Below are 25,677 nucleotides of genomic sequence, written 5' to 3'. Positions count from 1 at the left end.
AAATCTAACTAAAACAGATGGGATTTACAAAGAAGAATTCCAAATTTCCCAAGATTTTTCGGCTTGCAAAATCAACATTTCCAAACCATTTTTGATTTTCGCTCCCTTTTTTTCTCCTCTTTTTAAAAATTCGGTCTTATCTGGATTGTAAATCAAATCGTACAATAAATGCTGTGAAGAAATAGAATTGTACGGAATATCTGGATAGGCATCAACTTTTGGAAAGGTTCCAATGGGTGTACAATTGATGATGAGTAAATGATTGGAAATAAGTTCATCTGTTAGATCGGAAAATTTCAAATCACCTTGACGAGTAACGGTTTTAAAATTAATTAAATGCTTATTGAGACAAAATTTCACTGCTTTTGCAGCTCCACCATCACCCAATATTAATGCATCCTGATGGCAAAATTCTAATAAAGGTTCGAGTGATTTTTCAAATCCATAAGCATCAGTATTGAATCCAATTCTACGCCCATTTATGATTTTCACACAATTAACTGCTCCAATTTCTTGGGCAACATGATCCAATTCATCTAAATATGGCAAAATGGCTTCTTTATACGGAATCGTAACGTTCAATCCGATTAAATTGGGATTCCGAAAAAGTTGTTCTACTTCTTCAATTGAGTCCAAATCAAAGATTTGATAAGTTGAATCCGAAATATTTTCTTTTTGGAATTTTTCAGCGAAATATTTCTCAGAAAATGAGTACGAAATATTTCGACCGATTAATCCAAATTCTTTCATGAGGTTTTTGATTTGTTCAAAGCGCCTTTAATCAGACGACTTATCAATGGTAAATTGGCAGCAACAATAATTCCGAAGATGAAATATTCTAAATTATTTTGAACAATTTCAAATCCGCCTAAAAAATAACCCAACATGGAAATCACTCCTACCCATAAAACTGCACCAATAAAACTATAGGTGATAAAGGTTCTATAATCCAATCGAGTTGTGCCGCAAATAAACGGAATGATGGTTCTAACGACAGGCATAAATCGTGCAATGATAATCGCTTTTTTTCCGTGTTCGTTGAAAAATTCCGTAGCTTTTTCTATGTGTTTCGGTTGAATGTAAAATTTCCCAGGATTGGCCAACAACCAATTTCCAAATCGGCTTCCTACATAATAATTAACAGTGTCTCCTAAAATAGCTGCCGCCATTAAAATCGGAATAATGTATTCGATATGCAAATGGTTTTGGCTATCGTTCGCGGCAATCATCCCAATGGCAAAGATTAAAGCATCTCCTGGAAGAAAAGGCATAATAAAAGAAGCGATAATCAATCCTGTTTCGGCAAAAATGATAACAAAAAGAAATACATAAATCCAATTGCCATAATTATTGATAAAATCCATCAAGACCTTATCGGGTCGAGAAACGAAATTTGCAATAAAGTCAAAAATTTCTTGCATGGATGTTTTTTAATTTAGTTTAGCAAAAACTATGCACGAATGATATCGGCCCCAATTGCTCGTAATCTTGTATCGATTTGTTCGTACCCTCTGTCAATTTGTTCAATATTATGAATCACACTTTTACCTTTGGCTGATAGTGCAGCAATCAAAAGTGAAATTCCGGCTCTGATGTCAGGTGAACTCATGGTTGTTCCACGTAATGGGGTTTCATGGTTCAAACCGATAACCGTTGCCCTATGTGGGTCACACAAAATTATCTGCGCTCCCATGTCTATCAATTTATCGACAAAAAACAATCGGCTTTCAAACATTTTTTGGTGCACCAAAACGCTACCTTTCGCTTGGGTTGCTATGACCAAGATAATACTTAATAAATCGGGTGTAAACCCAGGCCAAGGCGCATCTGAAACAGTCAAAATAGAACCGTCCATGAATTTTTGTATTTTATAATGTTCTTGTGCTGGAATGTAAATATCGTCATTGGATTTTTCCAATTGAATTCCCATTTTTCGGAAAACATCTGGAATCACTCCCAAATTTTCCCAAGAAACATCTTTGATGGTCAATTCAGATTTGGTCATCGCTGCCAATCCAATCCATGAGCCAATTTCAATCATATCGGGCAAGACAGTATGTTCCGTTCCTCCTAAATATTCGACTCCTTCAATTGTTAACAAATTGGAACCAATCCCTTCTATTTTGGCGCCCATTCGCACCAACATTTTACATAATTGCTGTAAATAAGGTTCACAAGCCGCATTGTAAATCGTTGTTTTTCCTTTTGCCAAAACAGCAGCCATTACAATATTTGCTGTTCCTGTAACGGAAGCTTCTTCCAGTAACATATAGGTTCCAACCAATCCTTTTTTCTCATCGATTTCAACTCCATAAAAATCTTCACCATCAACAAATCGATAATTTGCGCCTAAATTGATGAATCCTTGGAAGTGCGTATCCAAACGTCTTCTTCCAATTTTATCTCCACCAGGTTTTGGCATATAGGCTTTCCCATATTTCGCTAATAATGGCCCCATCAACATAATGGATCCTCGTAAAGAAGCACCATCTTTTTTGAATTCTTTGGATTGCAAATAATCCATCTGAATATTGTCTGCTTGGAAGGTATAATCACCTTTGGCATTTTTCTGGATTTTCACACCTAAATCAGCCAAAATTTCAATCAAACGATTGACGTCTCGGATATCTGGAATATTTTTGATACGTACTGGCTCTGTTGTTAAAAGCACTGCACATAAAATTTGTAAGACTTCGTTTTTGGCACCTTGCGGGATGATTTCTCCACTTAAACGATTACCTCCTCTGATTTGAAATACAGACATTGACGGAACTTATTTTTTTTGTTTGAAATTATTGTTGCGATTATTTTGATTCTTCTGCTTGTTGTTGGTGTTTTTGCGAGAAGTATTTACGGTATTGACTTGTAAACGATCTGGTGAAAGAAGAGTTTCTTCTGTGTTACGCAAATCAATTTTACTGTCAGACAATTCGTACAAATGGTTGAAAATCGTTTTATCATCAACAGTGTCTTTATTCCAAATCAAATAACATTTCTTCATGTGATTGGCAATCACCATGACCAATCCTTCTTGTTTATCACCTTCCCATTCTAAGGCAACTTTGATCATACGACGAATGTTTTTTCCGTAGTATTTGTACTTGTACTCATCTTTTGGATAAGCAACTTTGTTGGGTTTGCTATATACCTCTTCTTGAGTCGGAATCGGATATGGAGACTTCACATCCAATTTGAACTTGGACATGATAAACAATTGGTCCCATAATTTATGTTGAAAGTCAGGGATATCACGCAAATGCGGATTTAATTCTCCCATCACTTCTATGATAATTTGAGCAAATTCATTTCGTTCTTTTTCATCCTCAATTGACATACAATGATCCACCATTTTTTGGATGTGACGACCATATTCTGGGATGATGAGATTGGTTCTCGCAGTATTGTATTCCATATTTTTTATACGAATATGGACAAAAGTACGATTTTGTATAGGAAATATGGAATAGATTAAATGAAAACCTATGAAACTTTCACATTTATTAAGAATTCAACAAAAAAGAAAATGGATTATTTCTTTTTATTTCGCTTGTTAAAATTCTTATCACCACGTGTTTTCGGCTTCTTGTATTTTTCTGCCAATTTTCGTTTGTAAGAACCGCCTAAATTAACTTTTTTGTTCTTTTCCTTTTTTTCATGGAAGCTCGCACCACCTTCCACTTTTTTTGGAATAACGACAACCGGTTGTTCAATTTTTGGTTTTTCTTCGTAAATCAATTCATTGGAAATCTCGACCTCTTCTGGAAAATCTTTTTGAGGAATTTTGTATTGCATCAATTCTTCAATCGCATCTTTGAATTTTGATTCGGCTTCGGTATAAAACAAAATCGAATGTCCTTTTTTTCCTGCTCGTCCACTTCGACCAATTCGATGAATGTAATTTTCAGGGAAATCAGGTGTGTCGAAATTGATAACATGCGAAACATTTTCCAAATCCAATCCTCGAGCCATTACGTCAGTTGCGATTAAAATTCGATTGAAACCTTCATCAAATTGACGGATAGATCTAATACGGTAATTTTGGGATTTATTGGAATGAATAATCGCCATTTCTTCACCAAAATTTTCTTGCAGAGATTCAAACAATAAATCGGCACGTTTTTTATTGGAAACGAACACCATTACTTTATGAAAAGCTTCTCTGTCAGAAAGCAAATAGGACAATAAATTGACTTTGGTATTGAAATTTTTCACCCAATACACTTCTTGCGAAATGTTTTCCAAAGGCTTTCCACTCATGGCAACCGAAACACGAATCGGATCATAGAAAGAATCCGTAATCATTTGATCAATCTCATCGGTCATCGTCGCCGAAAACATAATGTTCTGACGTTTTTCGGGCATCAATTCAAAAATATTATTGATTTGGAATCGAAATCCTAAATCCAACATCACATCTACCTCATCTAAAACCAATTTTTTAATCGTTTTCAAATTCACTGCTTTGCTCAAAGCCAAATCATACAAACGACCTGGAGTCGCCACCAAAATATCGGCACCTTCTTCCAATTCAATTTTCTGGGTATTCATGTTCACTCCTCCGTAAACGCCTTTGACGCGAACAAATTTGTAAACCGTTAGCTTTTCGATTTCTTCCACAACTTGCAAAACCAGTTCACGCGTAGGAACCAAAATCAAAATTCGGGGTTGTCCTTGTTTGGAATAAGTCAAATTTTGAATCAATGGAAGCAAATACGCCAAAGTTTTCCCCGTTCCAGTTTGGGCGATACCCACCATATCTTTTCCCGATTGAATGACCGAATAAGATTGAGCCTGAATGGGAGTTGGTTGCGTTAAATTTAATTCATCTAAAGCGTTATGAATTTGTTTCGATAAATTAAAATCTTGAAATGATTCCATGAAAATTGAATTTTTGCAAAGGTAGTTCAATGAAATTAAACCTTTATATAAATGAAAAAAAGGTTCAAACTGAACCTTTCAACTTATTATTTTTCTGGTATTGGCCCTCGCATATGGATCACCAAACCATTTAAAAAATTTCGTAAAAACTGATCTCCGCAAGGTTTGAAATTCGGATGATCTTCATGTCTGAAAATTGCTCCTAACTCACTTTTAGAGATTTTAAAATCGACCAACGCACAAATGGCAATAATTTCATCGTCTCTTAGTTTCAGCGCTACGCGCAATTTTTTCATGATATCGTTATTGCTCATTTCATTGATTTTTTATTGAATATTCTCCAATCGTTTCTTTAACGAACTTAAGAACTGAGACGCTAAGGCACCGTCAATCACGCGATGGTCATAGGACAAAGAAAGCATCATCATTTTACAAACAGCCAATTCTTCTTTTCTGTTTATCACAACTACTCCAGCTCCTGAACGAATTTCGCCCAAAGCCAAAACCGCTACTTGTGGTCGGCTGATGATCGGTGTTCCCATCAAGCTTCCAAAAATTCCTGTATTGGAAACAGTAAACGTCGTGTCTTGAATATCGGTTGATTTCAATTGGTTCGATTTGGCATTGTTTCCAATTAAATTCACGTTTTCGATGATTTCCTTCAAACTCATTTCGTTGACTTTCTTCACATTGGGAACGATTAAATTCCCATCTGGAAGTGCCGTAGCAAAACCTAAATTGATGTCCGCTTTCGTAATCAATTCGTCTTCGTTCATCCAAGCATTGAATTTCGGGAATTCTATCAAGGTGTCAACAACCGCTTTCATAATGAAATGCGTATAGGTTACTTTCACCCCATTTTCCTTTTGAAAGGAATCTTTTATGGCTTCTCGATGTGCTACCAAATTCGACACATTTACTTCGCAAAAAGTCGTAACGTGCGGAATGATTTGATAGGAAGATTGCAAATGTTGCGCAGCAATTTGTCGAATTCTCGGCAAAGCCTCAACGGTATCTTCAGGTTGAATATTCAAATTTAATTTTGTCGAAACCGGACCTGCTTGAACAGGTTTTTCGTCCTTTTTTAAGTATTTTAAAATATCGACTTTTCTGATGCGACCGTTTTCTCCTGTTGGAACGATTTTCTTCAAATCTTCGATTTCCAATCCGATTTCTGCTGCAATTCTACGAACGACCGGCGAAAGAAAGGATTTCCCATCCAAAGATTTGGTTTCCAATAATTCCACTGAGGAATTTGACGTAGCAATTTCAGCTTCTTGGATTTCTACCTTTTCAGTATGAACAACGGTATCCGCCGAAACTTCCAAAATAGCAATCGGTCTTCCGACTTTGGTTTCTTCTCCTTCTTGAACCAAGATTTCTTTTAGAATTCCTTCGTATTCAGAAGGCAAATCGGAATCCACTTTATCGGTACCGATGGTCACGAAAAGTTCGTCTTTTTCAATTTTATCGCCAGGTTGCTTCAACCAATTGGTGATGGTTGCTTCCATAACGCTCTCCCCCATTTTGGGAAGTAGAATTTGAATTTCTTTCATTTTGCTGAAGTATCAAGTAGTAAGTATCGAGCAGTAAGAATTTTTCCTGCTACTCGATACTTGATACTAGTTTATTTATTCGAATGCGTTGATTCCCGTAATGTCGTTACCCGTAATCAACAAATGAATATCGTGTGTTCCTTCGTAGGTAATAACGGATTCGAGGTTCGCAGCGTGACGCATCATCGGATAATCTCCAACGATACCCATTCCACCTAAAATCTGACGTGATTCGCGTGCGATATCGATTGCCATTTTCACGTTATTACGTTTTGCCATTGAAATTTGCGCTGGTGAAGCTTTGTCTTCATTTTTCAACGTTCCCAATCTCCAAGCCAATAATTGTGCTTTGGTGATTTCGGTGATGAATTCAGCTAATTTCTTTTGTTGCAATTGGAAGGAAGCGATTGGTTTCCCGAATTGATTTCTTTCCAATGAATATTTTAAAGCTACTTCATAACAATCAATTGCGGCTCCGATTACACCCCAAGAAATTCCGTAACGAGCAGAATTCAAACAAGAAAGTGGTCCTCTTAAGCTGCTCACGTTTGGCAATACATTTTCTTTTGGAACGATCACGTTTTCAAAAACCAATTCACCTGTTTTTGATGCACGTAACGACCATTTATGATGTGTTTCTGGAGTTGAGAATCCTTCCATTCCACGTTCTACAATCATTCCGCGGATTTTTCCTTCTTCGTCTCTCGCCCAAACCACAGCGATATCGGCAATTGGAGAATTCGTGATCCACATTTTGGCTCCATTTAAAACATAATGATCGCCTTTGTCCACAACGCGCGTTTCCATTCCTGCTGGATTTGATCCGTGGTTAGGTTCTGTCAAACCAAAACATCCAATCATTTCTCCACTTGCCAATTTTGGTAAGTATTTCATACGTTGCTCTTCTGATCCAAACGTATAAATCGGATACATTACCAAAGAAGATTGAACAGAAGCCGCTGAACGTACAGCACTGTCTCCCGCTTCCAATTCTTGCATAATCAATCCATACGAAATTTGATCTAATCCTGCTCCTCCGTATTGTTCCGGAATATAGGGGCCTAAAGCTCCAATTGCACCCAATTTTGGCATCAATCCAGGGATATCGGTATGTTCATGCGCAGCGTTATCAATGATAGGTTTAATTTCTTGGTTGACGAATTCACGTACACTTTGACGTACCAACTTATTTTCTTCGGTTAATAAGTCATCTATTTGAAAGTAATCGGTGTTCATTCTTTTTAGTTTGTTTTGAAAATTGATTGCAAAAGTAAGGAATTGAACGAATTAATTCCCAATTAAAATTCCCGAAATATTCCAAGAGCTAAAACTTGTTCCTTCGGGCTCACCCTGAGGAATTTTCACTTGGATTTTATGCTTTCCTGCAGGCAAATTCCCTAGTTCAATGATGTAGGGATTGGTCACTGTTGCGGGACACCAATTGGATCGACTCAAATCGGAAGATGACAATCCATTGCCAAAATTTCCCGAAACAGGATTGAACAGACGATAAGAACCACAATCTTCCCGCCAAGGAATCAAATCGAAAATTATTTTTCCATTGAGTAAAATCGTGTTTTTCTTTGGAACGAATTCGTCACCATTTCCCCATCCGCCGTGTCCCGTGGTGATGTAACGCAATTGAGCGTTTTTCAAAGGTTCCTTTAGTTCAAATTCCATTTCTAAACCTTTGTCCACATTGAACATTGTCGCATATTCTTGTCCGGCCATTTCCATCACATTTAAGGTATTGAATAAGGGAACGACTTTTTTCGTTTCTTTTTCTTCCCCAAAACTTTTATGAATCGTGACGTTCATCGAGATTCGGTGACCGCCTTTGTCGTAGTTTCCGATGAACACACCTAAATAGACTTCCTTCTCGCTTAACAAAGAAGAATAGCTTGAAATATCTTGACGATACGGAACGACTTCGTGCCAGACTTTATCTTTTAAGGTTACGCGATCATTGAAATGCTTCACACCAAAAGGCGTGAAGAAACGCATTAATTCAATCAATGGTGAATAATTATCCGTCGCCCCAACACCTTGGTATTTTTTGCCGTTTCCATTGTCATAAATCGGTAAGGTTTCGGCTCCATTCTCTAATCCATCTAAGAAACTTTGCTTTTTATCGGTTGGAATTAAAAATACCGTTCCTGTTCTATCGTAGGCATCACCATTGGATTCTTCCAATAAATCCAAGAAAACCAAATCAGAAGCTTCAATTTTTGGAAATTTTAGTTTTTTCACGGCAATTGTTCCGTTGGCAAATCGCATCACGCCTTCTTTGGGTTCAAATTCTTCGGACCAATGAATCAATTGATTCTCAAAAACCGGAATGGTCGTAAATCGGGCTTTCCAAATGCGATCTTGGTATTCAATTTTTTCCAATTCAGGAATGGATGAATTGCTCAAAAATTCAGGAAGTTTCGTTTTTTCTTTCTTTATTTCTGATGCTTTGATGCTATGGTTACCATTTCGAATCACTTCCAAAACCAATCCTAAATTCGCTCCTAAAATAGATGGACTTGCTTTCAATTTGGATTCATCGTTGTACCAAATTTCAATTGTATTGGAATTGATAACTGTTTTCGCTTTTTTGCATTTGTAACCCAAAATCGTTTTGGTTTCAGGTAAGAATTCAAATGTTTGTTTGGAAATAGATTCATCATCGATGAATTTGAAGATTTCGTTCTCTGAAAGAAATGCGAATTGCGCTATTTTTTTGGAAGATGGTTCGACAAAATTTTGCTCAAATGGATAGGGACCTTTTCCAGAAAAATTATTTTGTGTTGTGATCAAAAACGAATTTGAATTTGCAAAAACCCAAATTGGATTTTGATGGGGAATTTCTGTACCATTACTCGAAACCAAATAGGTAATTTGGGTAACCGTTGGTGATTGAAACTTTATCTGTGCCCAAGTGAATTGAAAAATTAGAAAAAGAAATAAAAAATTATGTGTCCTCATTTTTGTGCTTTAGTTCTTACAAACTTAGGGAAATGAAGCCGTTTTCCTAAGATGAAATAAGGAATATTCCTATTTGATCAAAGGTAAATTCCTTATTAAAAAATGAAATAATTCGAGTAAAATATACCTAAATTGCAGTCTAAATTCATTCTAACTCAACTTAAATCAAACAATATGTGTGGAATTATAGGTGCATTTTTATTGCAAGAACCCTCTGAGATGCTTCGTCCGAAAGTCTTGGAGATGTCCAAACGAATTCGTCATAGAGGACCCGATTGGTCGGGAATTTATACAAACGACCAAGCCATTTTATCGCACGAGCGTTTGGCAATTGTCGATCCGACTTCGGGAAAACAACCTTTGTACGGAAATAACAACCAATTCATTTTAGCCGTAAACGGCGAAATTTACAACCATAAAGAACTTCGAAATTTATTTCCAAATTATCCCTTCAAAACCCAAAGTGATTGTGAAGTGATTTTGGCTTTGTACCAAGAAAAAGGAAACAAATTCTTAGATGATCTCAATGGAATTTTCGCGTTTGCGCTTTACGATGAAGAGAAAAATTCGTTCCTCATTGCGCGTGACCATATGGGAATTATTCCTTTGTATTATGGAACGGATAATAACGGCCAATTTTTTGTCGCCTCCGAATTAAAAGCTTTGGAAGGCGTTTGTTCCACCATCAAAACCTTCCCTCCAGGGCATTACATCGATAGTTCCGAAAGTTTGGAACCTAAAAAATGGTACCAACGAGATTGGGAAGAATTTGAAAATGTAAAAAACAACACAACTGATATTTCAGAACTTCGAAAAGCGTTGGAAGATGCTGTTCATCGCCAATTGATGTCCGATGTTCCCTATGGCGTTTTGCTTTCAGGCGGATTGGATTCTTCGGTTATCGCTGCGATTACCAAAAAATTTGCCAGAAATCGAATTGAATCCGAGGACAAGGAAGAAGCTTGGTATCCACAATTGCATTCCTTTGCAGTAGGTTTGGAAGGCTCACCCGATTTGAAAGCAGCGAAATTAGCAGCCGAACATATCGGAACAATTCACCACGAAATCCATTTCACCATTCAAGAAGGATTGGATGCCATACGCGATGTGATTTATTTCCTCGAAACCTACGATGTGACCACCGTTCGTGCTTCTACTCCAATGTATTTAATGGCGCGTGTCATCAAGTCAATGGGAATCAAAATGGTTTTATCGGGTGAAGGATCAGATGAAATTTTTGGCGGATATTTGTATTTCCACAAAGCACCCAATGCCCAAGAATTTCACGAAGAAAATGTTCGAAAACTAAGCAAATTGTATTTGTACGATAACTTACGCGCCAACAAATCAATGGCGGCTTGGGGAATTGAAGCGCGCGTTCCCTTTTTGGACAAAGAATTCATCGATGTCGCGATGCGATTGAATCCCGACGATAAAATGATCAAAAACGGACGAATTGAAAAATGGGTGGTTCGCAAAGCATTTGAAGATTATTTGCCGAAAGAAATCGCTTGGCGTCAAAAAGAACAATTTTCCGATGGCGTTGGCTACAATTGGATTGATACCTTGAAAAAATTAGTCAATGAAAAAGTGACCGATAATCAATTGTTAAATACTGAATCAAGATTTCCAGTGAATCCGCCAATGAGCAAAGAAGAATATTTCTACCGAACCATTTTTGAAGAACATTTCCCATCCAATACAGCAGCTTTGACAGTTCCCTATGCCAAATCTGTGGCGTGTTCAACACCTCAAGCTTTGCTTTGGGATGCTTCTTTTCAAAATCTAAATGACCCTTCGGGACGTGCCGTAGCCAATGTGCACAACGAAGCCTATAAAGACTGAGATTTTTAGAATGAAACAAATTTTGGAAACCGAACGTTTGATTTTACGTGAATTTGAAACAAAAGATGCCTCTAATTTCTACAAATTGAATCTGAATCCCAATGTTATTCGATACACTGGCGAGGAAGCTTTCTCTTCGGTTGATATACAAATTAAAAGCAGAAGATTTTAAGAATTAGTTAATGCTAGCATTCCATTCGATATTCGAAAAGAGTATTTGTATTTTTGAAGCAAATTGAATTCAATGTCAAAGGAAATACGTTATTCGATTCTTGATTTAGCTACTGTTTTAGAAGGAGATACTTACACGCAAACATTTGAAAAGTCGGTTTTGTCTGCACAAGCTGCCGAGAAATTTGGCTATGAGCGTTATTGGTTTTCTGAACATCACAATATGCCAAGCGTCATCAGCGCTGCTACTTCCCTATTGATCGGTCATGTAGCTCAACAAACCCAAAGCATCCGCGTAGGTTCTGGAGGAATTATGCTGCCCAATCATACCACTTTGTCCATTGCTGAACAATTTGGAACTTTGGATGCGATGTTTCCCAACCGAATTGATTTGGGATTGGGCCGAGCTCCGGGAACGGATCCTCTAACGGCAAGTGTTTTGAGACGAGGCGATGAAAATTTCAATTACAATTTTGAATACCATATTCAGGAATTATTGCGCTATTTCAGCACTGAAAATGCAAATGCGAAAGTCCGTGCTTTTCCAGGTGAAGGAGCCAATGTTCCCTTGTATATTTTAGGATCGAGTACCGATAGTGCATATTTGGCAGCGAAATTAGGGATGCCTTATGCGTTTGCTGGACATTTTGCGCCAGGACAATTTCGACAAGCGTTTGAAATTTATCAGTCCAGATTTACACCAAGCAAATTTTTAGACAAACCTTATTCCATGCTATGTGTGAGTGTTTTTGCAGCAGAAACCGAAGACGAAGCCCAATACATTTCCCTCTCCCATTATCAAGCAATCGTCAATTTATTGTTGGATCAACGTGCGCCACTTGTGCATCCAGAAAACACAAATTTGGAAGACATGAGCGAAATGCTTTACCAGCGTGTGATGCAAATGACTGCCTTAAGTTTAATTGGGGACAAGGAAATTTTAAAATCGAAAATCTCGCAACTTATTCAAGATTTGAATTTGGACGAAATCATGGTGTATTCCAATATTTATGATTTTGAATCCAAATTGAAATCCTACGAAATAACCAGTCAAGTTTTCAAAGAATTCAATCAGAATTTTGATTAATTTATTTAGGTTGAACTTGAATTTTTATCTTTACTCATCAAAATCTCAATATGATTGAAAAGAACAATCCAAAAATAGTCAATGCTTGGAAGTTTTATGATTGGGCCAATTCTGTCCATTCCTTGGTAATTGCGTCGGCTGTTTTCCCGATTTATTATAGCACGGTTACCAAATCAGATTCCTTGGAACCCATCCGTTTTTTGGGTTTTGACCCTGCTTCTGCGTTTACCTTTTCGTTGGCAATTTGTTTTTTCTTGGTCATCATTTTATCGCCTATTTTATCGTCTATTGCCGACACCGTTGGAAATAAAAAAAGATTTTTACAATTTTTCTGTTATTTGGGTTCCTTTAGTTGTATTGGGCTTTTCTTTTTCACATCGGAAAATATTTGGTTGGGATTATTGCTCAACCTTTTGGCAGCGATTGGTTACTGGGGAAGTTTGGTATTTTACAATTCCTATTTGCCCGAAATTGTCACCGAAGATCGCATTGACAAGACTTCGGCGCAAGGATTTATGGTGGGATATGTTGGTTCTGTGATTTTATTGGTGATTTGTTTGGTAATGATCATGTTCATTGGCAAAGAAAACTCCGGATTTTATACAAGATTGAGTTTTGTTTTGGTCGGATTGTGGTGGATGGGATTTGCTCAAATTACCTTCAATCGACTTCCCAACACAGTTTACGATAAAAAAATTCCGAAAAATATCATTCAATCGAGTTTTAAGGAATTGAATAAAACTTGGAATCAATTGAAAAGCATTTCCCGAATCAGAATTTTTCTGGGCTCCTTTTTCTTTTATAGTTTGGGAATGCAAACGATTTTCTTGATTGCAGCGATTTTTGGCGAAAAGGAAATCGGATTGAGTACCGACAAATTGATTATGACGATTTTGTTGATTCAATTGGAAGCGATTTTAGGCGCATGGTTATTTTCTTTTTTATCGGGAAAAATCGGAAACCGAAATACTTTATTGATTGGAATTTTCATTTGGGTCATTGTTTGTTTAATCGGATATTTAATCAACAAAGACAGTCCGAGCGTTGAGATGCAATTTTACTTGATGGCAGCATTGGTTGGATTGGTTATGGGCGGAATTCAAGCATTATCGCGTTCGACCTATGCGAAACTTTTGCCACCAACTGAAGATCATACAACCTTTTTTAGTTTTTATGATGTGTTTGAAAAAGTGGCATTGTGTTTGGGACTTTTCATCTTTGGAATTATCATTGAAATGACCGATGGAATGAAAGTTTCGACTTTGACGATGGGCTTCTCGTTCATTGTTAGTTTCATCATCATGTGTTTTTTGAAAATGGAAAAAACCGCAAAAATTTCGAAATAAATCAATCATTATGATTAACATCCGAAACAAATTCACGCTTGAGTATTGGAAAAACATGGCTCATTTGATTTACAAATCGGCCATGGGATTTATCGATGACAAGTGTATGAAAATGGCAGCTTCCCTCGCCTACTATACCTTATTTTCATTGGGTCCCTTGTTGTTGATAGTGATTTGGTGTATCGGATTTTTTTATGGAGAACGCGTAGGGAATTATGATGCGAAAAAAGAATTGATGAGCGAAATGACCGATCTTTTTGGAATCAGAGTCGCTTTGCAAATTCAGAGCATCATTGAGAAGTTAAGTCTGGAAACAGATTCCAATGTGGGATTAATGATTGGTATTGGCACCTTAATCTTCACATCCACGACCATTTTTGTGGAAATTCAAGATTCCATCAATACCATTTGGGGCGTAAAACCCAAACCCAAAAAAGGTTGGCTTAAATTTATATTGAATCGTTTATTGTCTTTATCTATGGTTCTGGGATTGGGATTTTTGTTAATCACTTCGTTAATGGTAAATTCAATCGTCATGTTGATGACTGAATACATCAACAAAATCTTCCCTGCAATAACCTTGAGCACCTTGAATTGGATCAATAATGGAATTACTTTCTTGGTCATAGCTTTATTATTTGGTTGTATTTTCAAAATTCTTCCTGACGCAAAAGTGAACAACAAACACATCATTGGAGGTGCTATTTTCACTGCGATTTTGTTTATGTTGGGTCAATATGGAATTTCCATGTACTTACAATTCAATGCAACCGCAAGTACTTTTGGTGCAGCGGGAAGTGTGATCATTCTTCTTTTGTGGGTATATTTTTCAGCGGCTATTTTGTATTTCGGAGCGGAATTTACCAAAGAACACGCGAAATTTTACGACAATGGCATTAAACCTTCTTCCTTTGCCGTTCTCGTTGCCCACACCGAAATTGCTGTCAAAACGGGTAAAGATACCGATGTGGAAAAAGGAGAAATTTTGAAAGAAAAGAACGAAAGTAAAAATGACGATATTGAACATCCGACTCCTTCAAAAGAAAGCTAGAATTTCTTGAACTGATTTTCTTTTAGATCTGAATTTATAGCCCCGATTGTCGCGGATATCCTTTTAAAATTTTTGTGAAATTTTAAAAGATAGAAGCAGAAAGCGGGATTGGCTCCAAAAAAATCTATGCCCAAGTTTCGTCAACCGCATAATCGTTCAGAGCAAAACTTTTTGTCTGTACGACTTTCCCGTATTGGAAATAGAAATCAATGCGCCCTAAAAACAAGCCTGCATAACCCACTTGGTTGACCAAAACCATTTTTCCGTCCTTGTTCAATAGGCTTTCTGGTTTTTCTAAAAACGTATGGGTATGACCACCAATAATCAAGTTTATGCCCGAAGTTTTTCGAGCCAATAGGATATCTGAAGGCGTTTCGGGATCGGAATATTCGTATCCCAAATGCGACAAACAAATGACCAAATCACATTTTTCGTCTTCGTTTAAGATGCGCGAATAATCCTGCGCGATTTCAATCGGATTCAAGAATTTGGTTTCTCCAAAAGCATTGTCACCCACCAAACCTTTCAAATGAACGCCCAACCCAAAGACACCGATTTTGATGCCATCGCGCCAAAAAATCTCGTAAGGTTTGACCAAACCATCCATAATGGTGTTGGTAAAATCGTAATTGGCGTTGACAATTGGGAAATTTTTATGCGGAAATTGTTTTTTCAAACCTTCTAAACCATTGTCAAATTCATGATTTCCGAGCGTCATGACGTCGTAGCCAAGTTTGCTCATGAGTTTGAATTCCAATTCACCTCCAAACATATTGAAATAAGGAGTTCCTTGAAAGGCATCACCCGCATCGAGAAGCAAAACGTTTTTTTCTTGCTGACGAATGCTTTGCAAAAGATTGGCTCTTCTGGCAAATCCGCCTTTGTTGGACAATCTTTCGTTGGTGGAAATTTCGAAAGGTTCAATTCTAGAATGTTGGTCATTGGTATGCAAAATCGTGACTTTTTTAATTTCTTGATTTTGACCTGCCAACAAATCAACAGCTGGAATCATCGTCAATAAAGACGCTGCTCCTGCTTTTTTAAGGAATGATCTTCTGTTTTCCATTATTTCAAAATTCTTTTGTCCGTATTAATTTTCAAGGTATCGTTTTTGGTGAAATGATCGATAATCATATCGCGCAACTTAATATCCAAGTCTTCTTTGGATTCTGCTGCATTGAAAAAGGTCATTTTATCTCCACCATTCAATAAGAAATCATTGGTCACGATGGTATAAGTTGCATTTACATCGACTGGTTTTCCATTAATTTTCAAAGACTTAAAGTCAAAAGGAGAAAACGTCATTCCTGCAATCGGATGTCCAAAATCGGATTCCGATAGATAATTGACCATTGGTTCTAAATCCTTTCCTTTCATGGTCACGACCCAAGCCATATTATCAAATGGCATTAATTCGTAGGCATTTTTCAAGGTCAAATCACCTTTCCCAAAAGCTCTTCTCATCCCACCCCAGTTCAAAAGACATAAATCAATTTTCTTTCCGTGACGTTTTTCGTATATGAAATTGGCTTCTTCCAAAATCATGTCACAATTAAAATTTGCCAAAGGAGAATTGAATCCATCTTTGGGAAGATCTATTTTGGCATAAGTCAAAATTTTGTTCATTTCCCCATCCATTTTTTCTTTAAAGGGCAAAATAAAGGCTTCAATTTCCTTATCGGCTTCAATAGATGCATCAATGGATTTATTGGCTGGATGAACTATATTGGTTACCTTATAAGACTGTTTGGCACAAGCCAAAAACAAAAAAGGTATACTGAGAATGAAAAAGGATTTTCTCATTTTGACTAATTTTTAAACCCTACAAAGTTGAGAAATTTTCAAGCAAGAATGAATCTTTTTTAGATTAAATTGGACTTAAATTAAATAGCCATTATCATGAAATTTTTGAGTAATTAATCCTTAAATTTGTAAAATATAGGTGCGAAAACCTATGAAATCATTAAAAAATTGAATTCGATATAGAATGAAAAAATTCACAGGAACAGGTATTGCGTTGATTACTCCTTTTAAGGAAGATAGAAGCATTGATTTTTCTGGATTGGAAAAATTAGTCGATTATGCAGTAGAAGGAGGAGTTGAATATTTGGTGTGTTTGGGAACAACAGCCGAAACCCCTACCTTAACCAAACAGGAAAAACAAGAAGTGCTTTCAACCATAAAAGCAGCCAATTCGGGAAGATTACCAATGGTTTTAGGAATTGGTGGAAATAATACGATGGAATTGGTAGAAGAATTTAAATCAACAGATTTACAAGATTTTGACGCCATATTATCAGCTTCACCTGCCTACAACAAACCTTCGCAAGAAGGAATTTATCAGCATTACAAAGCTTTGGCAGAATCCACAGATTCTGACATCATTTTATACAATGTTCCAGGAAGAACGTCATCTAACATCAATCCGGAAACAACTTTGCGTTTAGCCAATGATTTTCAAAACATCATCGCCATCAAAGAAGCTTCGCCCAATTTCTTGCAAAGCACAGAAATCATCAAAGACAAGCCTTCGGATTTCATGGTTTTATCGGGCGATGATGAATTTGGATTGCCTATGACCTTAGCGGGAGGAATGGGTGTAATTTCTGTTATTGCACAAGGATTGCCAAAGGAATATACCGAAATGATTCGTTTGGGATTGGACAAAAAGGTAGATGAGGCATATAAATTGCATTATGAATTGATGGACATTACACGTTCCATTTATGTAGAAGGAAATCCAGCAGGAATCAAATCTTTATTGGCTCACAAAGGAATTTGTCATGCTTATACAAGGTTGCCATTGATGCCTGCTACTGACAATTTATCAATGAAAATTAAATCCTTATTGGACAAGTTTAACTAACAAAATTAATATAGAATTATGATCAAACAAAGTATAATTGATGCCTTGAACAACCAAGTAGAAATGGAAGCTGGAGCTTCACAATTGTATTTGGCAATGGCATCATGGGCAGATGCAAAAGGTTTAGAAGGAGTTTCTGAATTTTTATTTGCACATTCGGACGAAGAAAGAATGCATATGTTGAAATTGGTTCGTTTCATCAACGAACGTGGTGGAATGGCGATTATTCCATCTTTGCATATGCCAAAACAAGATTTCAATAATTTGCATGAAGTGTTCCAAATGGTATTGGATCATGAAATCAAAGTTTCGGAACATATCAATCAAATCGTGGACTTGACATTGGCAGAAAAAGATTATGCAACCCATAACTTTTTGCAATGGTATGTTTCTGAACAAATTGAAGAAGAAAGATTGGCAAGAATTATCTTGGATAAATTAAAATTAATTGGTGACGACAAAGGTGGAATGTATCTATTTGACAGGGATATTTCAACTTTCAATGCAGAAAATTAATTTTGTAAAACCTTAACATTTTGCCACAAGCATTTATCTTATGTTTGTGGCAATATTTTTATACCTTTGCAAAATGTTTAAAAAATTAGGAATACTATTGATTGCCTCATGTTGGCTAGTATCTTGTAACAAGCGATTTGAATCTGCGATGAAAAGCTCAGATAAGGACTATATTCTACAAATTGCAGATGAATTTTATGCAGAAAAAAAATACGCCAATGCAATTGAATTATATCAAAAAGTGAATTCCGCTTTTTCTGGAACAGAACAAGCTGCAGATATTGCTTTTAAACAAGCAGATGCTAATTTCCAAGATAAAAACTATCGTTTGGCTGCGCACCAGTTCAAAACCTTTTATATCACCAATCCAACTGATCCTCGTGCAGAAGAAGCTGCTTATCGTTCAGCTTATGCATTCTATACCGATTCACCGGTGTACAATTTAGATCAAACAAGTACTTTAAGTGCAATTAATGAATTGCAGTCGTTCATCAATATGTATCCAGAATCTTCTCGTGTTCCTGAAGCAAATGGTTACATCAATGAATTGCGCGAAAAATTAGAAAAGAAATATTTTGAGATAGCGAAAATTTATTACAAAACTTTAAAATACAAAGCAGCGGCAATTGCATTTGACAATATGTTGGATGATTATCCTGACACCAAATTGCGTGAAGAAGCGATGATGTACTCATTGCGTTCTAAATATGAATTGGGTGTGAATTATAGCCGTTTCGAAACTCAAGAATTGCGTTTACAAAATGCTATGACTCAATACAAATTGTTTGTCAAAGCCTATCCTGATTCAAAATTCAAATCAGAAGCAGATAAAATCAATCAAAAAGTTGAAGCCGAAATGGTGAAACACAAAGAAATTGCTGCGAAGATTGAAAAAGCAAAAGCAGATGCAGAAGCTGCTAACCAAGACAATAAATCTTAATAAATTACGTAAAGTATTAAAGAATATCATATGAACTTTAAAGACATCGACGCACCTACTTCAACAGAAACTTACAACAGAGGTAAGATTGAAGAAAAAACCGGAAACATTTACGAGTCAATCGTAATCATGGGAAAACGTGCTGAACAAATCAATCAGGAAATGAAAACTGAATTGATTCAGAAATTAGATGAGTTCGCATCTCACACAGATTCTTTAGAAGAAATCTTTGAAAACCGCGAGCAAATTGAAGTTTCTAAATTTTACGAACGTCTTCCAAAAGCTACATCTATTGCCATCAAAGAATGGATGAACAACGATATCTATTTCAGAAATCCAGAGGAAGATAGCGCAAAATAAGAACAAACTATTATGTCAATACTGAACCGGAAAAAAGTTTTGTTGGCTGTTACCGCAGGGATAGCTGCTTACAAATCTGCTTTTCTGGTTCGTTTGCTTATTAAAAAAGGGGCCGAAGTAAAAGTAATTCTCACGCCAGAAGCCAGAGAATTTGTCACGCCTCTTACGCTTTCCACTTTATCCAAAAACCCAGTCGAATGGGAATTTGCTGAGGAAAATGGAAATTGGAACAATCATGTGGAATTAGGATTATGGGCAGATTTTATGATTGTTGCTCCTGCAACCGCTAATTCACTTTCCAAAATGGCCGATGGAGCATCCAATAATTTGCTCTTGGCAACCTATCTTTCCGCGAAGTGTCCTGTCTATATTGCACCCGCAATGGACTTGGATATGTATCAGCATCCCACCACCAAAGAAAATCTTTCCAAACTAGAATCGTACGGGAATAAAATTATTCCAGCTGAATCTGGAGAATTGGCAAGTGGTTTATCAGGTGAAGGTCGTATGGCCGAACCCGAAAACATTGTTAGTTTTCTTGAGAAAGATTTGGAAACCCAAGCACCCTTATTCGGAAAAAATGTTTTGGTTTCAGCTGGTCCTACCTACGAATTGTTAGATCCGGTTCGATTTATTGGAAATTTCTCCTCAGGAAAAATGGGAATTGAAATCGCCAAATCTGCTTTAGAAATGGGCGCAAATGTAACCTTGGTTTGCGGACCTTCCAATATTTCTACATCGGGCTATGACCTTCAACGTATTAATGTAATTTCGGCTTTGGAAATGCAAAAATCCATGGAAGACAATTACGAAAATGCCGATATCGTCATCATGTCAGCTGCGGTTGCTGATTATCGTCCTGCGACAAAAGCCGAACAAAAAATCAAAAAGAACGATGAGAATATGACCATAGAATTGGTCAAAAATCCTGATATTTTAAAAGGTTTAGGTGAAAAGAAAACTCATCAAATTTTGGCTGGGTTTGCCTTGGAAACCAACAATGCGATGGAATATGCCCAAGGCAAATTGGAAAAGAAAAATTTAGATCTCATCGTGATGAACACGCTTCAAGATGAGGAAGCTGGCTTTCAAAAAGACACGAACAAAATTACGATCCTACCAAAGGAAGGAGATCCGATATCCTTTCAAGCAAAAAATAAATCGGAAGTTGCAAAAGATATTCTTACATTTATCCTTGAAAAACACATACTATGAGTAAACTGAAAGCATTGTTAGTTGTATTATTGATTTCATTTTCTGTTTCTGCACAAGAATTCATGGCACGCGTTACAGTGGATTATTCGTCAGTACAAGCTTCCAATAACCAGGTTTTTCAAACATTGGAGAAATCCTTGAGTGATTTTATCAACACGACTAAATGGACAGATAGTCGTTACAAAGTACACGAAAAAATTGAAGCCAATTTTTTGATTATCATCACAGAAAGAAGCTCTACAACTTATAAAGGTAGATTACAAATTCAAACGAGAAGACCTGTTTTTAATTCCACTTACTTCACTCCTATTTTGAATTTTGTGGACAATAATTTCAGTTTTGAATATACCGAATTCGAAGAATTAATTTTCAATCCGAGAAAATTCAGCAATAAAAACTTAACCGATGTGATTGCCTTTTATGTGTATTACGCATTGGGAATGGATGCAGATACGTTTCAATTGGAAGGAGGAACCAATCATTTTAAAACGGCTCAACAAATTGCCATGAATGCAATGGGTACAAGTTATTCCGGTTGGGGAGAAATGGATGGAAATAAATCTCGTGGAAGTTTAATCAACAACGTTCTGAAACCTACCAATAAAACCTTACGAAATGTGTATTATCAATACCACCGTGTAGGTTTGGATGCAATGAGTGAAAATGAATCAAGAGCCAAAAATGCTATTGGAAATACGTTGGAAACCTTGAATTTCTATTCCAGTGGAAACTATGCCTTGTTTTATCCGTTGGACATTTTCTTCATGGCTAAAAAGGATGAAATTTCGAAAATATTTGGTGGTGGTATGATGTCTTCTGTCAATATCACAGCCATCAAAGAGACCTTAACAGCTTTATCTCCAACCAATAGTTCTATTTGGAATAATTTGAAAAAATAATGCTTACCAAACTTTCGGTATCCAATTTTGCCATTATTGATAATCTGCAATTGCAGTTCCAAAGAGGATTAACCATCATCACAGGTGAAACGGGTGCTGGTAAATCTATTCTATTGGGTGCATTACGTTTAATTCTTGGAGAAAGAGCCGATTTGAAACAACTCAACAACCAAGAAAAAAAATGTGTGATTGAAGCACATTTCGATGTAAGTAAATTGGAATTGGAAAAGTTCTTCGAAGAAAATGATTTGGATTACGAGCCCCAAAGTATTTTACGTCGTGAACTTTTACCTTCTGGAAAATCAAGAGCATTTGTAAACGATACGCCCGTTACTTTACATATTCTTCAAGAATTAAGTGGAAATTTGATTGATATCCATTCGCAATTTAATACCGCCAATTTATTGGAACAAGATTACCAATTAAATATTTTGGATGGTTATGCAGGTCAAATTCAGCAAGTCAAAAATTACCAAAGCCTCTATTCTTCAAGGGCTGAAAAAAATTCATTTTTGTCGAAACTAAGAGCAGAATTAGACCAAGCTAGTAAAGAATCGGACTATAAAAACTTTTTGTGGCAAGAACTAGATCAAGCTCAACTGAAGGCCGACGAATGGAACGAATTGGAAAAAGAGCAAAAGGAATTGCAAAATGTTGATGAAATTCAAACAGTTTTGGCAGAAATCCAATTAAAACTGGATACACCCGAATTCGGAATATTGTCTCAGTTACATGAATTATCTACTCAAATCAATAAAATTTCAGGACTGAATTCAGATTTGGAAGATTTTTCCCAAAGAATTCAATCCACAAAAATAGAATTGGACGATATCCAAAAAGAAATTTCCTTTAAAATCGAAAGACTCGAAGCAAATCCCGAACGATTAAATTTGATAAATGATCGTATGGATTTAATTCAATCTTTGCTTTCCAAACATCGTGTTACATCCGTTGAAGAATTGATTGCTATTCAACATCAATTAGAATCGGAGAATTCCAACTTACAAGAATTGGAACAGAAGATTGAACAAGTTGAGAAGGACATCCAAAAATTGGACAAAGATTTGAATCAATTTGCATCGGAAATTTCAAAACAAAGAAAAAGCGTAATTCCAGCAATTGAAAAAGAAGTGGTTCAGTCTCTTTCCAAATTGGGAATGGAAAATTCAGTTTTAAAAATTGATCTTAAATCTACAGCAAAATTGAATTCCTTTGGAATGGATCATGTAGAATTCTTGTTCAGCGCCAATAAAGGATCAACACCAAAATCAATTGAGAAAAATGTTTCGGGCGGAGAACGCTCGAGATTGATGCTTGCTATTAAAAAATTGATGGCTGGAAAAATGGAATTACCTACTTTGATTTTAGATGAAATTGACACAGGAGTTTCTGGAAAAGTAGCCAATGAAGTTGGAAATTTGATGAAAGAAATGGCTGAAGAATTACAATTGATCAGCATTACCCATTTACCGCAAGTAGCAGCCAAAGCCAGTCATCATTTCAAAGTACAGAAAAAAGAGGTCGATGGTGTGACCACAACTCAAGTATTCCCGTTAACGGAAGAAGATCGAACGCTAGAAATTGCCGAATTGTTAAGTGGATCTAACATCACAGAAACTGCGATTAATCAAGCCAAAGAACTGATGAATTCTTAGAAATACTTCGAAATATTCGGGTATAAAAAAACCTCACAGCAGAGAGTTCACCATGAGGCATAAATAACTAACACACAAAAAATCTTAATAATAAGACTTAATATCTTAAAGTAGATAAACTACTGTATTTTCATATTGCTTATAACAAATATACAAAAGTCTAGTAAAATAGTATAGTAATTTTACAAATTAAATCGATTCTAAATAAGGTCCGAAAGTGACTGACTTTCAAGAACTTTTAATGTTTTATCTCTAACTTTTACCATCACTCTGTTCAACGAACAAGATTCTTCATCGATACAATCTTCACATTTTTGGTAATAGTTCAAACTTACACAAGGAAGTAAGGCAATGGGACCATCGAGTACTCGAATGATGGATGCAATTGTGATATCATTCGCAGGTTTATTCAAAAAATATCCGCCTCCTTTTCCCTTTTTTGACTCCAGAAGTCCGTTCTTTTTAAGATCCAATAAGATTCCTTCTAGAAATTTTAGTGGGATTCTTTCCTGAGCTGAAATTTCAGAAATTAAGATTGGATTTCCATCCATTTTCCTCGCTAAATAAGCCATTGCTTTTAGACCATACTTCGTTTTCTTTGAAAGCATTTTTTCCGAATATCAATCTTTAGTTAAACCAATTTCAAATTACCCAATCCCACAAATTTCGTCAATTTATTCTAACTTGCAACATATTCCTAATTTTTACGATTAAATTATATGAAATCAAAAATTTACTCGCTTATTTTAATAGGCTTTTCTATCCCCACTATGGCTCAATTTTCAACACCCAATACAGGTGTTAAATGGTCATTGGACTCCATTGCACTTCATTCGCCAACTACTTTAACAGTTGAAGATAATGTGTATACATTGCATGAAAATTTAGTAGTTGAAACAAATGACTCTTTGGTGTTGGACCGTCAATTAACCTTGAAAATTGATGCAGGAATCGAAATTGGAGTTAGAGGATTTTTCAAATCTGAACCTACAGAATCCCAAGACTCCGTTTTTATAACTTCTTCAGAAATAGCAAACCCTTACAAAGGTTTCTGGTTATTTGACACGTCTGAGGTCATCATTAGAAGATCTCGTATTGAACATGGAGGTGGATTAAGAGTTATTACACCAAAGTTCATTTTGGAGAATTCTGTCGTATCCAATAACCACAACTCAACAGGATCTTCAACAGGAGGCGCAATCACTTTTTCAAACGGAGAACCCATCGTACGAAATTCAGTTTTTGAAAACAACATTCATCCAGCTTTAGGATCTGCAGCCAATGCACGCGTGTATGCTATCATAGAAAACAATTATTTTTCGAATAATAATTTGACCAATAACAATCGTCCTCAAATCAATATGGGCCCATCAGGTGAAGATGGAGTTTTACGCATCCGTCATAACGAAGTGATTGGAAATCCAGAACATCATATGGTGGGTGGGATTGCCGTCGCAAGTTTAACTGGAATTCCAACCCAAATTGAAGTTCACAACAACATCGTTCGTGACAATCGATATGGCGTTACCGCAATCGGACCTGTTGGAGGAGAAATTATTGAAAATATACTAGAAAAGAACGATGCTGAAATTGATCCTATGAATGGAGGAAGCGGAATTTCTTTGTACAATACACAATCGATGAAAATTCGTGGGAACGAAATTCGCCAAAATTTATGGGGAATTACTGTAATCGGAACAGCCACCGCGGATCTGGGAACAACAGACGATCCAGGAAATAATATATTCAGCGAAAATGGAAATGGAGGTGAGATTTATGCATTGTATAATAATTCAACGAATTCTATTTCTGCTTTGCAAAATTGTTGGATTGAAGGCCAAGAATCAACTTATGAAGATGTCGAAAATGTCATTTTTCACCAAGTTGATGATCAAGGTTTAGGGCAAGTTAGTTTTGATCCTTTCCTTTGTGGAGAAGTAATGGGAATAGAAAATGAAGAATTAACTCCTTTCAAAATTTATCCAAATCCAACCAAGTCTAATCTGGTAGTAGATTCTTTGGAAAAAGGAATCATTCGAATTTATGATGTAAATGGAAAATTAGTGTTTACATCCAAGAAAGAATTAACAAAGCAACCAATTCAATTGAATTTGGAAAAAGGAATTTATTTAATTGAAATCCAATCAAATTCAACAAGATCAACACAAAAATTAATTATAAACTAAATAAAAAAAGCCGGAATTATTTCCGGCTTTTTTTTGATATCTTGTCCCGTCCTAAAATAAGTTGACACAAAATCGACTTATTATGAAAGAATTAAATTCCGAAAGGAACAAACGGACGCAACGAGATTATACTTTA

The 25,677-nt window shown here is 36.3% G+C and carries 25 protein-coding genes; 13 read left to right on the top strand and 12 right to left on the bottom strand.

What is annotated here, in order from left to right; all coding sequences use genetic code 11:
- Nucleotides 1-24: 24 nt before the first annotated feature.
- The 9 genes from ABID46_RS05700 to ABID46_RS05660 form a co-directional block, all read right to left on the bottom strand.
- A complete protein-coding gene (locus ABID46_RS05700) occupies nucleotides 25-750 on the bottom strand; it encodes a shikimate dehydrogenase family protein (RefSeq protein ID WP_354507977.1) in 726 nt (241 codons plus the stop codon).
- Nucleotides 747-1,421 carry a VTT domain-containing protein gene (locus ABID46_RS05695; RefSeq protein ID WP_354507975.1) on the bottom strand — a complete coding sequence of 225 codons (675 nt, stop codon included), beginning with the start codon at nucleotides 1,419-1,421 and terminating at the stop codon, nucleotides 747-749. The genes ABID46_RS05700 and ABID46_RS05695 overlap by 4 nt, the downstream gene beginning before the upstream one ends.
- A 29-nt stretch (nucleotides 1,422-1,450) precedes the next feature.
- Nucleotides 1,451-2,764, bottom strand: a complete 1,314-nt coding sequence (gene murA / locus ABID46_RS05690; RefSeq protein WP_354507973.1) for a UDP-N-acetylglucosamine 1-carboxyvinyltransferase — start codon at nucleotides 2,762-2,764, stop codon at nucleotides 1,451-1,453.
- 9 nt (nucleotides 2,765-2,773) lie between these two features.
- Nucleotides 2,774-3,412 carry a DUF4290 domain-containing protein gene (locus ABID46_RS05685; protein WP_354507971.1) on the bottom strand — a complete coding sequence of 213 codons (639 nt, stop codon included), beginning with the start codon at nucleotides 3,410-3,412 and terminating at the stop codon, nucleotides 2,774-2,776.
- Between the two features lie 116 nt (nucleotides 3,413-3,528).
- The gene (locus ABID46_RS05680) at nucleotides 3,529-4,878 is read right to left on the bottom strand and encodes a DEAD/DEAH box helicase (protein ID WP_354507969.1); all 1,350 of its coding nucleotides are present in this window, start codon (nucleotides 4,876-4,878) and stop codon (nucleotides 3,529-3,531) included.
- An 86-nt stretch (nucleotides 4,879-4,964) separates the two neighbouring features.
- Nucleotides 4,965-5,192 (bottom strand): DUF1456 family protein, encoded by a 228-nt coding sequence (locus ABID46_RS05675; RefSeq protein WP_354507967.1) that lies wholly within the window; start codon nucleotides 5,190-5,192, stop codon nucleotides 4,965-4,967.
- A 12-nt stretch (nucleotides 5,193-5,204) separates the two neighbouring features.
- Entirely contained in the window at nucleotides 5,205-6,404 is a 1,200-nt protein-coding gene (locus tag ABID46_RS05670; RefSeq protein WP_435529323.1) for a dihydrolipoamide acetyltransferase family protein, read from the bottom strand.
- 105 nt (nucleotides 6,405-6,509) lie between these two features.
- A complete protein-coding gene (locus tag ABID46_RS05665; RefSeq protein ID WP_354507963.1) occupies nucleotides 6,510-7,670 on the bottom strand; it encodes an acyl-CoA dehydrogenase family protein in 1,161 nt (386 codons plus the stop codon).
- Nucleotides 7,671-7,721: 51 nt separating this feature from the next.
- Nucleotides 7,722-9,404, bottom strand: coding sequence for a PNGase F N-terminal domain-containing protein (locus ABID46_RS05660; protein WP_354507961.1), 1,683 nt, complete (start codon nucleotides 9,402-9,404; stop codon nucleotides 7,722-7,724).
- Between the two features lie 174 nt (nucleotides 9,405-9,578).
- Here ABID46_RS05660 and asnB point away from each other — a divergent pair, with 174 nt between their 5' ends.
- The 5 genes from asnB (at nucleotide 9,579) to ABID46_RS05635 (ending at nucleotide 14,904) form a co-directional block, all read left to right on the top strand.
- On the top strand, nucleotides 9,579-11,249 hold the full coding sequence (gene asnB / locus ABID46_RS05655; RefSeq protein ID WP_354507959.1) for an asparagine synthase B: 1,671 nt from the start codon (nucleotides 9,579-9,581) through the stop codon (nucleotides 11,247-11,249).
- Between the two features lie 10 nt (nucleotides 11,250-11,259).
- Nucleotides 11,260-11,421 carry a GNAT family N-acetyltransferase gene (locus tag ABID46_RS05650; RefSeq protein ID WP_354507957.1) on the top strand — a complete coding sequence of 54 codons (162 nt, stop codon included), beginning with the start codon at nucleotides 11,260-11,262 and terminating at the stop codon, nucleotides 11,419-11,421.
- Between the two features lie 72 nt (nucleotides 11,422-11,493).
- The gene (locus ABID46_RS05645) at nucleotides 11,494-12,507 is read left to right on the top strand and encodes an LLM class flavin-dependent oxidoreductase (RefSeq protein WP_354507955.1); all 1,014 of its coding nucleotides are present in this window, start codon (nucleotides 11,494-11,496) and stop codon (nucleotides 12,505-12,507) included.
- 50 nt (nucleotides 12,508-12,557) lie between these two features.
- On the top strand, nucleotides 12,558-13,853 hold the full coding sequence (locus tag ABID46_RS05640; RefSeq protein ID WP_354507953.1) for an MFS transporter: 1,296 nt from the start codon (nucleotides 12,558-12,560) through the stop codon (nucleotides 13,851-13,853).
- Nucleotides 13,854-13,863: 10 nt separating this feature from the next.
- Complete coding sequence (locus ABID46_RS05635) at nucleotides 13,864-14,904, top strand: YihY/virulence factor BrkB family protein (protein ID WP_354507951.1); 1,041 nt, start codon at nucleotides 13,864-13,866, stop codon at nucleotides 14,902-14,904.
- Nucleotides 14,905-15,028: 124 nt separating this feature from the next.
- On the opposite strand, the gene ABID46_RS05630 is transcribed toward ABID46_RS05635, so the two are convergent.
- A complete protein-coding gene (locus tag ABID46_RS05630) occupies nucleotides 15,029-15,970 on the bottom strand; it encodes a bifunctional metallophosphatase/5'-nucleotidase (protein WP_354507949.1) in 942 nt (313 codons plus the stop codon).
- Nucleotides 15,970-16,707 carry a 5'-nucleotidase C-terminal domain-containing protein gene (locus tag ABID46_RS05625; RefSeq protein WP_354507947.1) on the bottom strand — a complete coding sequence of 246 codons (738 nt, stop codon included), beginning with the start codon at nucleotides 16,705-16,707 and terminating at the stop codon, nucleotides 15,970-15,972. The genes ABID46_RS05630 and ABID46_RS05625 overlap by 1 nt, the downstream gene beginning before the upstream one ends.
- 184 nt (nucleotides 16,708-16,891) lie before the next feature.
- On the opposite strand from ABID46_RS05625, the gene dapA reads away from it, so the two are divergent.
- Genes dapA through recN form a run of 7 tightly spaced genes read left to right on the top strand, consistent with a single transcriptional unit; the run spans nucleotide 16,892 to nucleotide 23,355 of the window.
- Complete coding sequence (gene dapA, locus ABID46_RS05620; protein WP_354507945.1) at nucleotides 16,892-17,770, top strand: 4-hydroxy-tetrahydrodipicolinate synthase; 879 nt, start codon at nucleotides 16,892-16,894, stop codon at nucleotides 17,768-17,770.
- An 18-nt stretch (nucleotides 17,771-17,788) separates the two neighbouring features.
- A complete protein-coding gene (locus ABID46_RS05615; protein ID WP_354507943.1) occupies nucleotides 17,789-18,286 on the top strand; it encodes a ferritin in 498 nt (165 codons plus the stop codon).
- A 40-nt stretch (nucleotides 18,287-18,326) separates the two neighbouring features.
- Nucleotides 18,327-19,226 (top strand): outer membrane protein assembly factor BamD, encoded by a 900-nt coding sequence (locus tag ABID46_RS05610; protein WP_354507941.1) that lies wholly within the window; start codon nucleotides 18,327-18,329, stop codon nucleotides 19,224-19,226.
- Nucleotides 19,227-19,256: 30 nt separating this feature from the next.
- Nucleotides 19,257-19,586 carry a DNA-directed RNA polymerase subunit omega gene (locus ABID46_RS05605; RefSeq protein ID WP_354507939.1) on the top strand — a complete coding sequence of 110 codons (330 nt, stop codon included), beginning with the start codon at nucleotides 19,257-19,259 and terminating at the stop codon, nucleotides 19,584-19,586.
- A 12-nt stretch (nucleotides 19,587-19,598) separates the two neighbouring features.
- Nucleotides 19,599-20,801: a bifunctional phosphopantothenoylcysteine decarboxylase/phosphopantothenate--cysteine ligase CoaBC gene (gene coaBC / locus ABID46_RS05600; protein WP_354507937.1), complete on the top strand. Its 1,203-nt coding sequence runs from the start codon at nucleotides 19,599-19,601 to the stop codon at nucleotides 20,799-20,801.
- Entirely contained in the window at nucleotides 20,798-21,700 is a 903-nt protein-coding gene (porD, locus tag ABID46_RS05595) for a type IX secretion system protein PorD (RefSeq protein ID WP_354507935.1), read from the top strand. The genes coaBC and porD overlap by 4 nt, the downstream gene beginning before the upstream one ends.
- Nucleotides 21,700-23,355, top strand: coding sequence for a DNA repair protein RecN (gene recN / locus ABID46_RS05590; RefSeq protein WP_354507933.1), 1,656 nt, complete (start codon nucleotides 21,700-21,702; stop codon nucleotides 23,353-23,355). The genes porD and recN overlap by 1 nt, the downstream gene beginning before the upstream one ends.
- 200 nt (nucleotides 23,356-23,555) lie before the next feature.
- Here recN and ABID46_RS05585 read toward each other — a convergent pair whose 3' ends face one another.
- The gene (locus ABID46_RS05585) at nucleotides 23,556-23,963 is read right to left on the bottom strand and encodes an RrF2 family transcriptional regulator (RefSeq protein WP_354507931.1); all 408 of its coding nucleotides are present in this window, start codon (nucleotides 23,961-23,963) and stop codon (nucleotides 23,556-23,558) included.
- Between the two features lie 162 nt (nucleotides 23,964-24,125).
- Here ABID46_RS05585 and ABID46_RS05580 point away from each other — a divergent pair, with 162 nt between their 5' ends.
- Nucleotides 24,126-25,541, top strand: a complete 1,416-nt coding sequence (locus ABID46_RS05580) for a T9SS type A sorting domain-containing protein (RefSeq protein WP_354507929.1) — start codon at nucleotides 24,126-24,128, stop codon at nucleotides 25,539-25,541.
- Nucleotides 25,542-25,677 lie beyond the last annotated feature (136 nt).

The sequence above is a fragment of the Moheibacter stercoris genome, from assembly GCF_040545805.1.
In the GTDB taxonomy this organism is placed as follows: Bacteria; Bacteroidota; Bacteroidia; order Flavobacteriales; family Weeksellaceae; genus Moheibacter; species Moheibacter stercoris.
This window is presented reverse-complemented; position numbering and strand designations above follow the sequence as displayed.

Coding starts and splice junctions, on each gene's coding strand:
- ABID46_RS05700 (WP_354507977.1), bottom strand. CDS start 750: ATGAAAGAATTTGGATTAATCGGTCGAAATATTTCGTACTCATTTTCT.
- ABID46_RS05695 (WP_354507975.1), bottom strand. CDS start 1,421: ATGCAAGAAATTTTTGACTTTATTGCAAATTTCGTTTCTCGACCCGAT.
- murA (WP_354507973.1), bottom strand. CDS start 2,764: ATGTCTGTATTTCAAATCAGAGGAGGTAATCGTTTAAGTGGAGAAATC.
- ABID46_RS05685 (WP_354507971.1), bottom strand. CDS start 3,412: ATGGAATACAATACTGCGAGAACCAATCTCATCATCCCAGAATATGGT.
- ABID46_RS05680 (WP_354507969.1), bottom strand. CDS start 4,878: ATGGAATCATTTCAAGATTTTAATTTATCGAAACAAATTCATAACGCT.
- ABID46_RS05675 (WP_354507967.1), bottom strand. CDS start 5,192: ATGAGCAATAACGATATCATGAAAAAATTGCGCGTAGCGCTGAAACTA.
- ABID46_RS05670 (WP_435529323.1), bottom strand. CDS start 6,404: ATGGGGGAGAGCGTTATGGAAGCAACCATCACCAATTGGTTGAAGCAA.
- ABID46_RS05665 (WP_354507963.1), bottom strand. CDS start 7,670: ATGAACACCGATTACTTTCAAATAGATGACTTATTAACCGAAGAAAAT.
- ABID46_RS05660 (WP_354507961.1), bottom strand. CDS start 9,404: ATGAGGACACATAATTTTTTATTTCTTTTTCTAATTTTTCAATTCACT.
- asnB (WP_354507959.1), top strand. CDS start 9,579: ATGTGTGGAATTATAGGTGCATTTTTATTGCAAGAACCCTCTGAGATG.
- ABID46_RS05650 (WP_354507957.1), top strand. CDS start 11,260: ATGAAACAAATTTTGGAAACCGAACGTTTGATTTTACGTGAATTTGAA.
- ABID46_RS05645 (WP_354507955.1), top strand. CDS start 11,494: ATGTCAAAGGAAATACGTTATTCGATTCTTGATTTAGCTACTGTTTTA.
- ABID46_RS05640 (WP_354507953.1), top strand. CDS start 12,558: ATGATTGAAAAGAACAATCCAAAAATAGTCAATGCTTGGAAGTTTTAT.
- ABID46_RS05635 (WP_354507951.1), top strand. CDS start 13,864: ATGATTAACATCCGAAACAAATTCACGCTTGAGTATTGGAAAAACATG.
- ABID46_RS05630 (WP_354507949.1), bottom strand. CDS start 15,970: ATGGAAAACAGAAGATCATTCCTTAAAAAAGCAGGAGCAGCGTCTTTA.
- ABID46_RS05625 (WP_354507947.1), bottom strand. CDS start 16,707: ATGAGAAAATCCTTTTTCATTCTCAGTATACCTTTTTTGTTTTTGGCT.
- dapA (WP_354507945.1), top strand. CDS start 16,892: ATGAAAAAATTCACAGGAACAGGTATTGCGTTGATTACTCCTTTTAAG.
- ABID46_RS05615 (WP_354507943.1), top strand. CDS start 17,789: ATGATCAAACAAAGTATAATTGATGCCTTGAACAACCAAGTAGAAATG.
- ABID46_RS05610 (WP_354507941.1), top strand. CDS start 18,327: ATGTTTGTGGCAATATTTTTATACCTTTGCAAAATGTTTAAAAAATTA.
- ABID46_RS05605 (WP_354507939.1), top strand. CDS start 19,257: ATGAACTTTAAAGACATCGACGCACCTACTTCAACAGAAACTTACAAC.
- coaBC (WP_354507937.1), top strand. CDS start 19,599: ATGTCAATACTGAACCGGAAAAAAGTTTTGTTGGCTGTTACCGCAGGG.
- porD (WP_354507935.1), top strand. CDS start 20,798: ATGAGTAAACTGAAAGCATTGTTAGTTGTATTATTGATTTCATTTTCT.
- recN (WP_354507933.1), top strand. CDS start 21,700: ATGCTTACCAAACTTTCGGTATCCAATTTTGCCATTATTGATAATCTG.
- ABID46_RS05585 (WP_354507931.1), bottom strand. CDS start 23,963: ATGCTTTCAAAGAAAACGAAGTATGGTCTAAAAGCAATGGCTTATTTA.
- ABID46_RS05580 (WP_354507929.1), top strand. CDS start 24,126: ATGGCTCAATTTTCAACACCCAATACAGGTGTTAAATGGTCATTGGAC.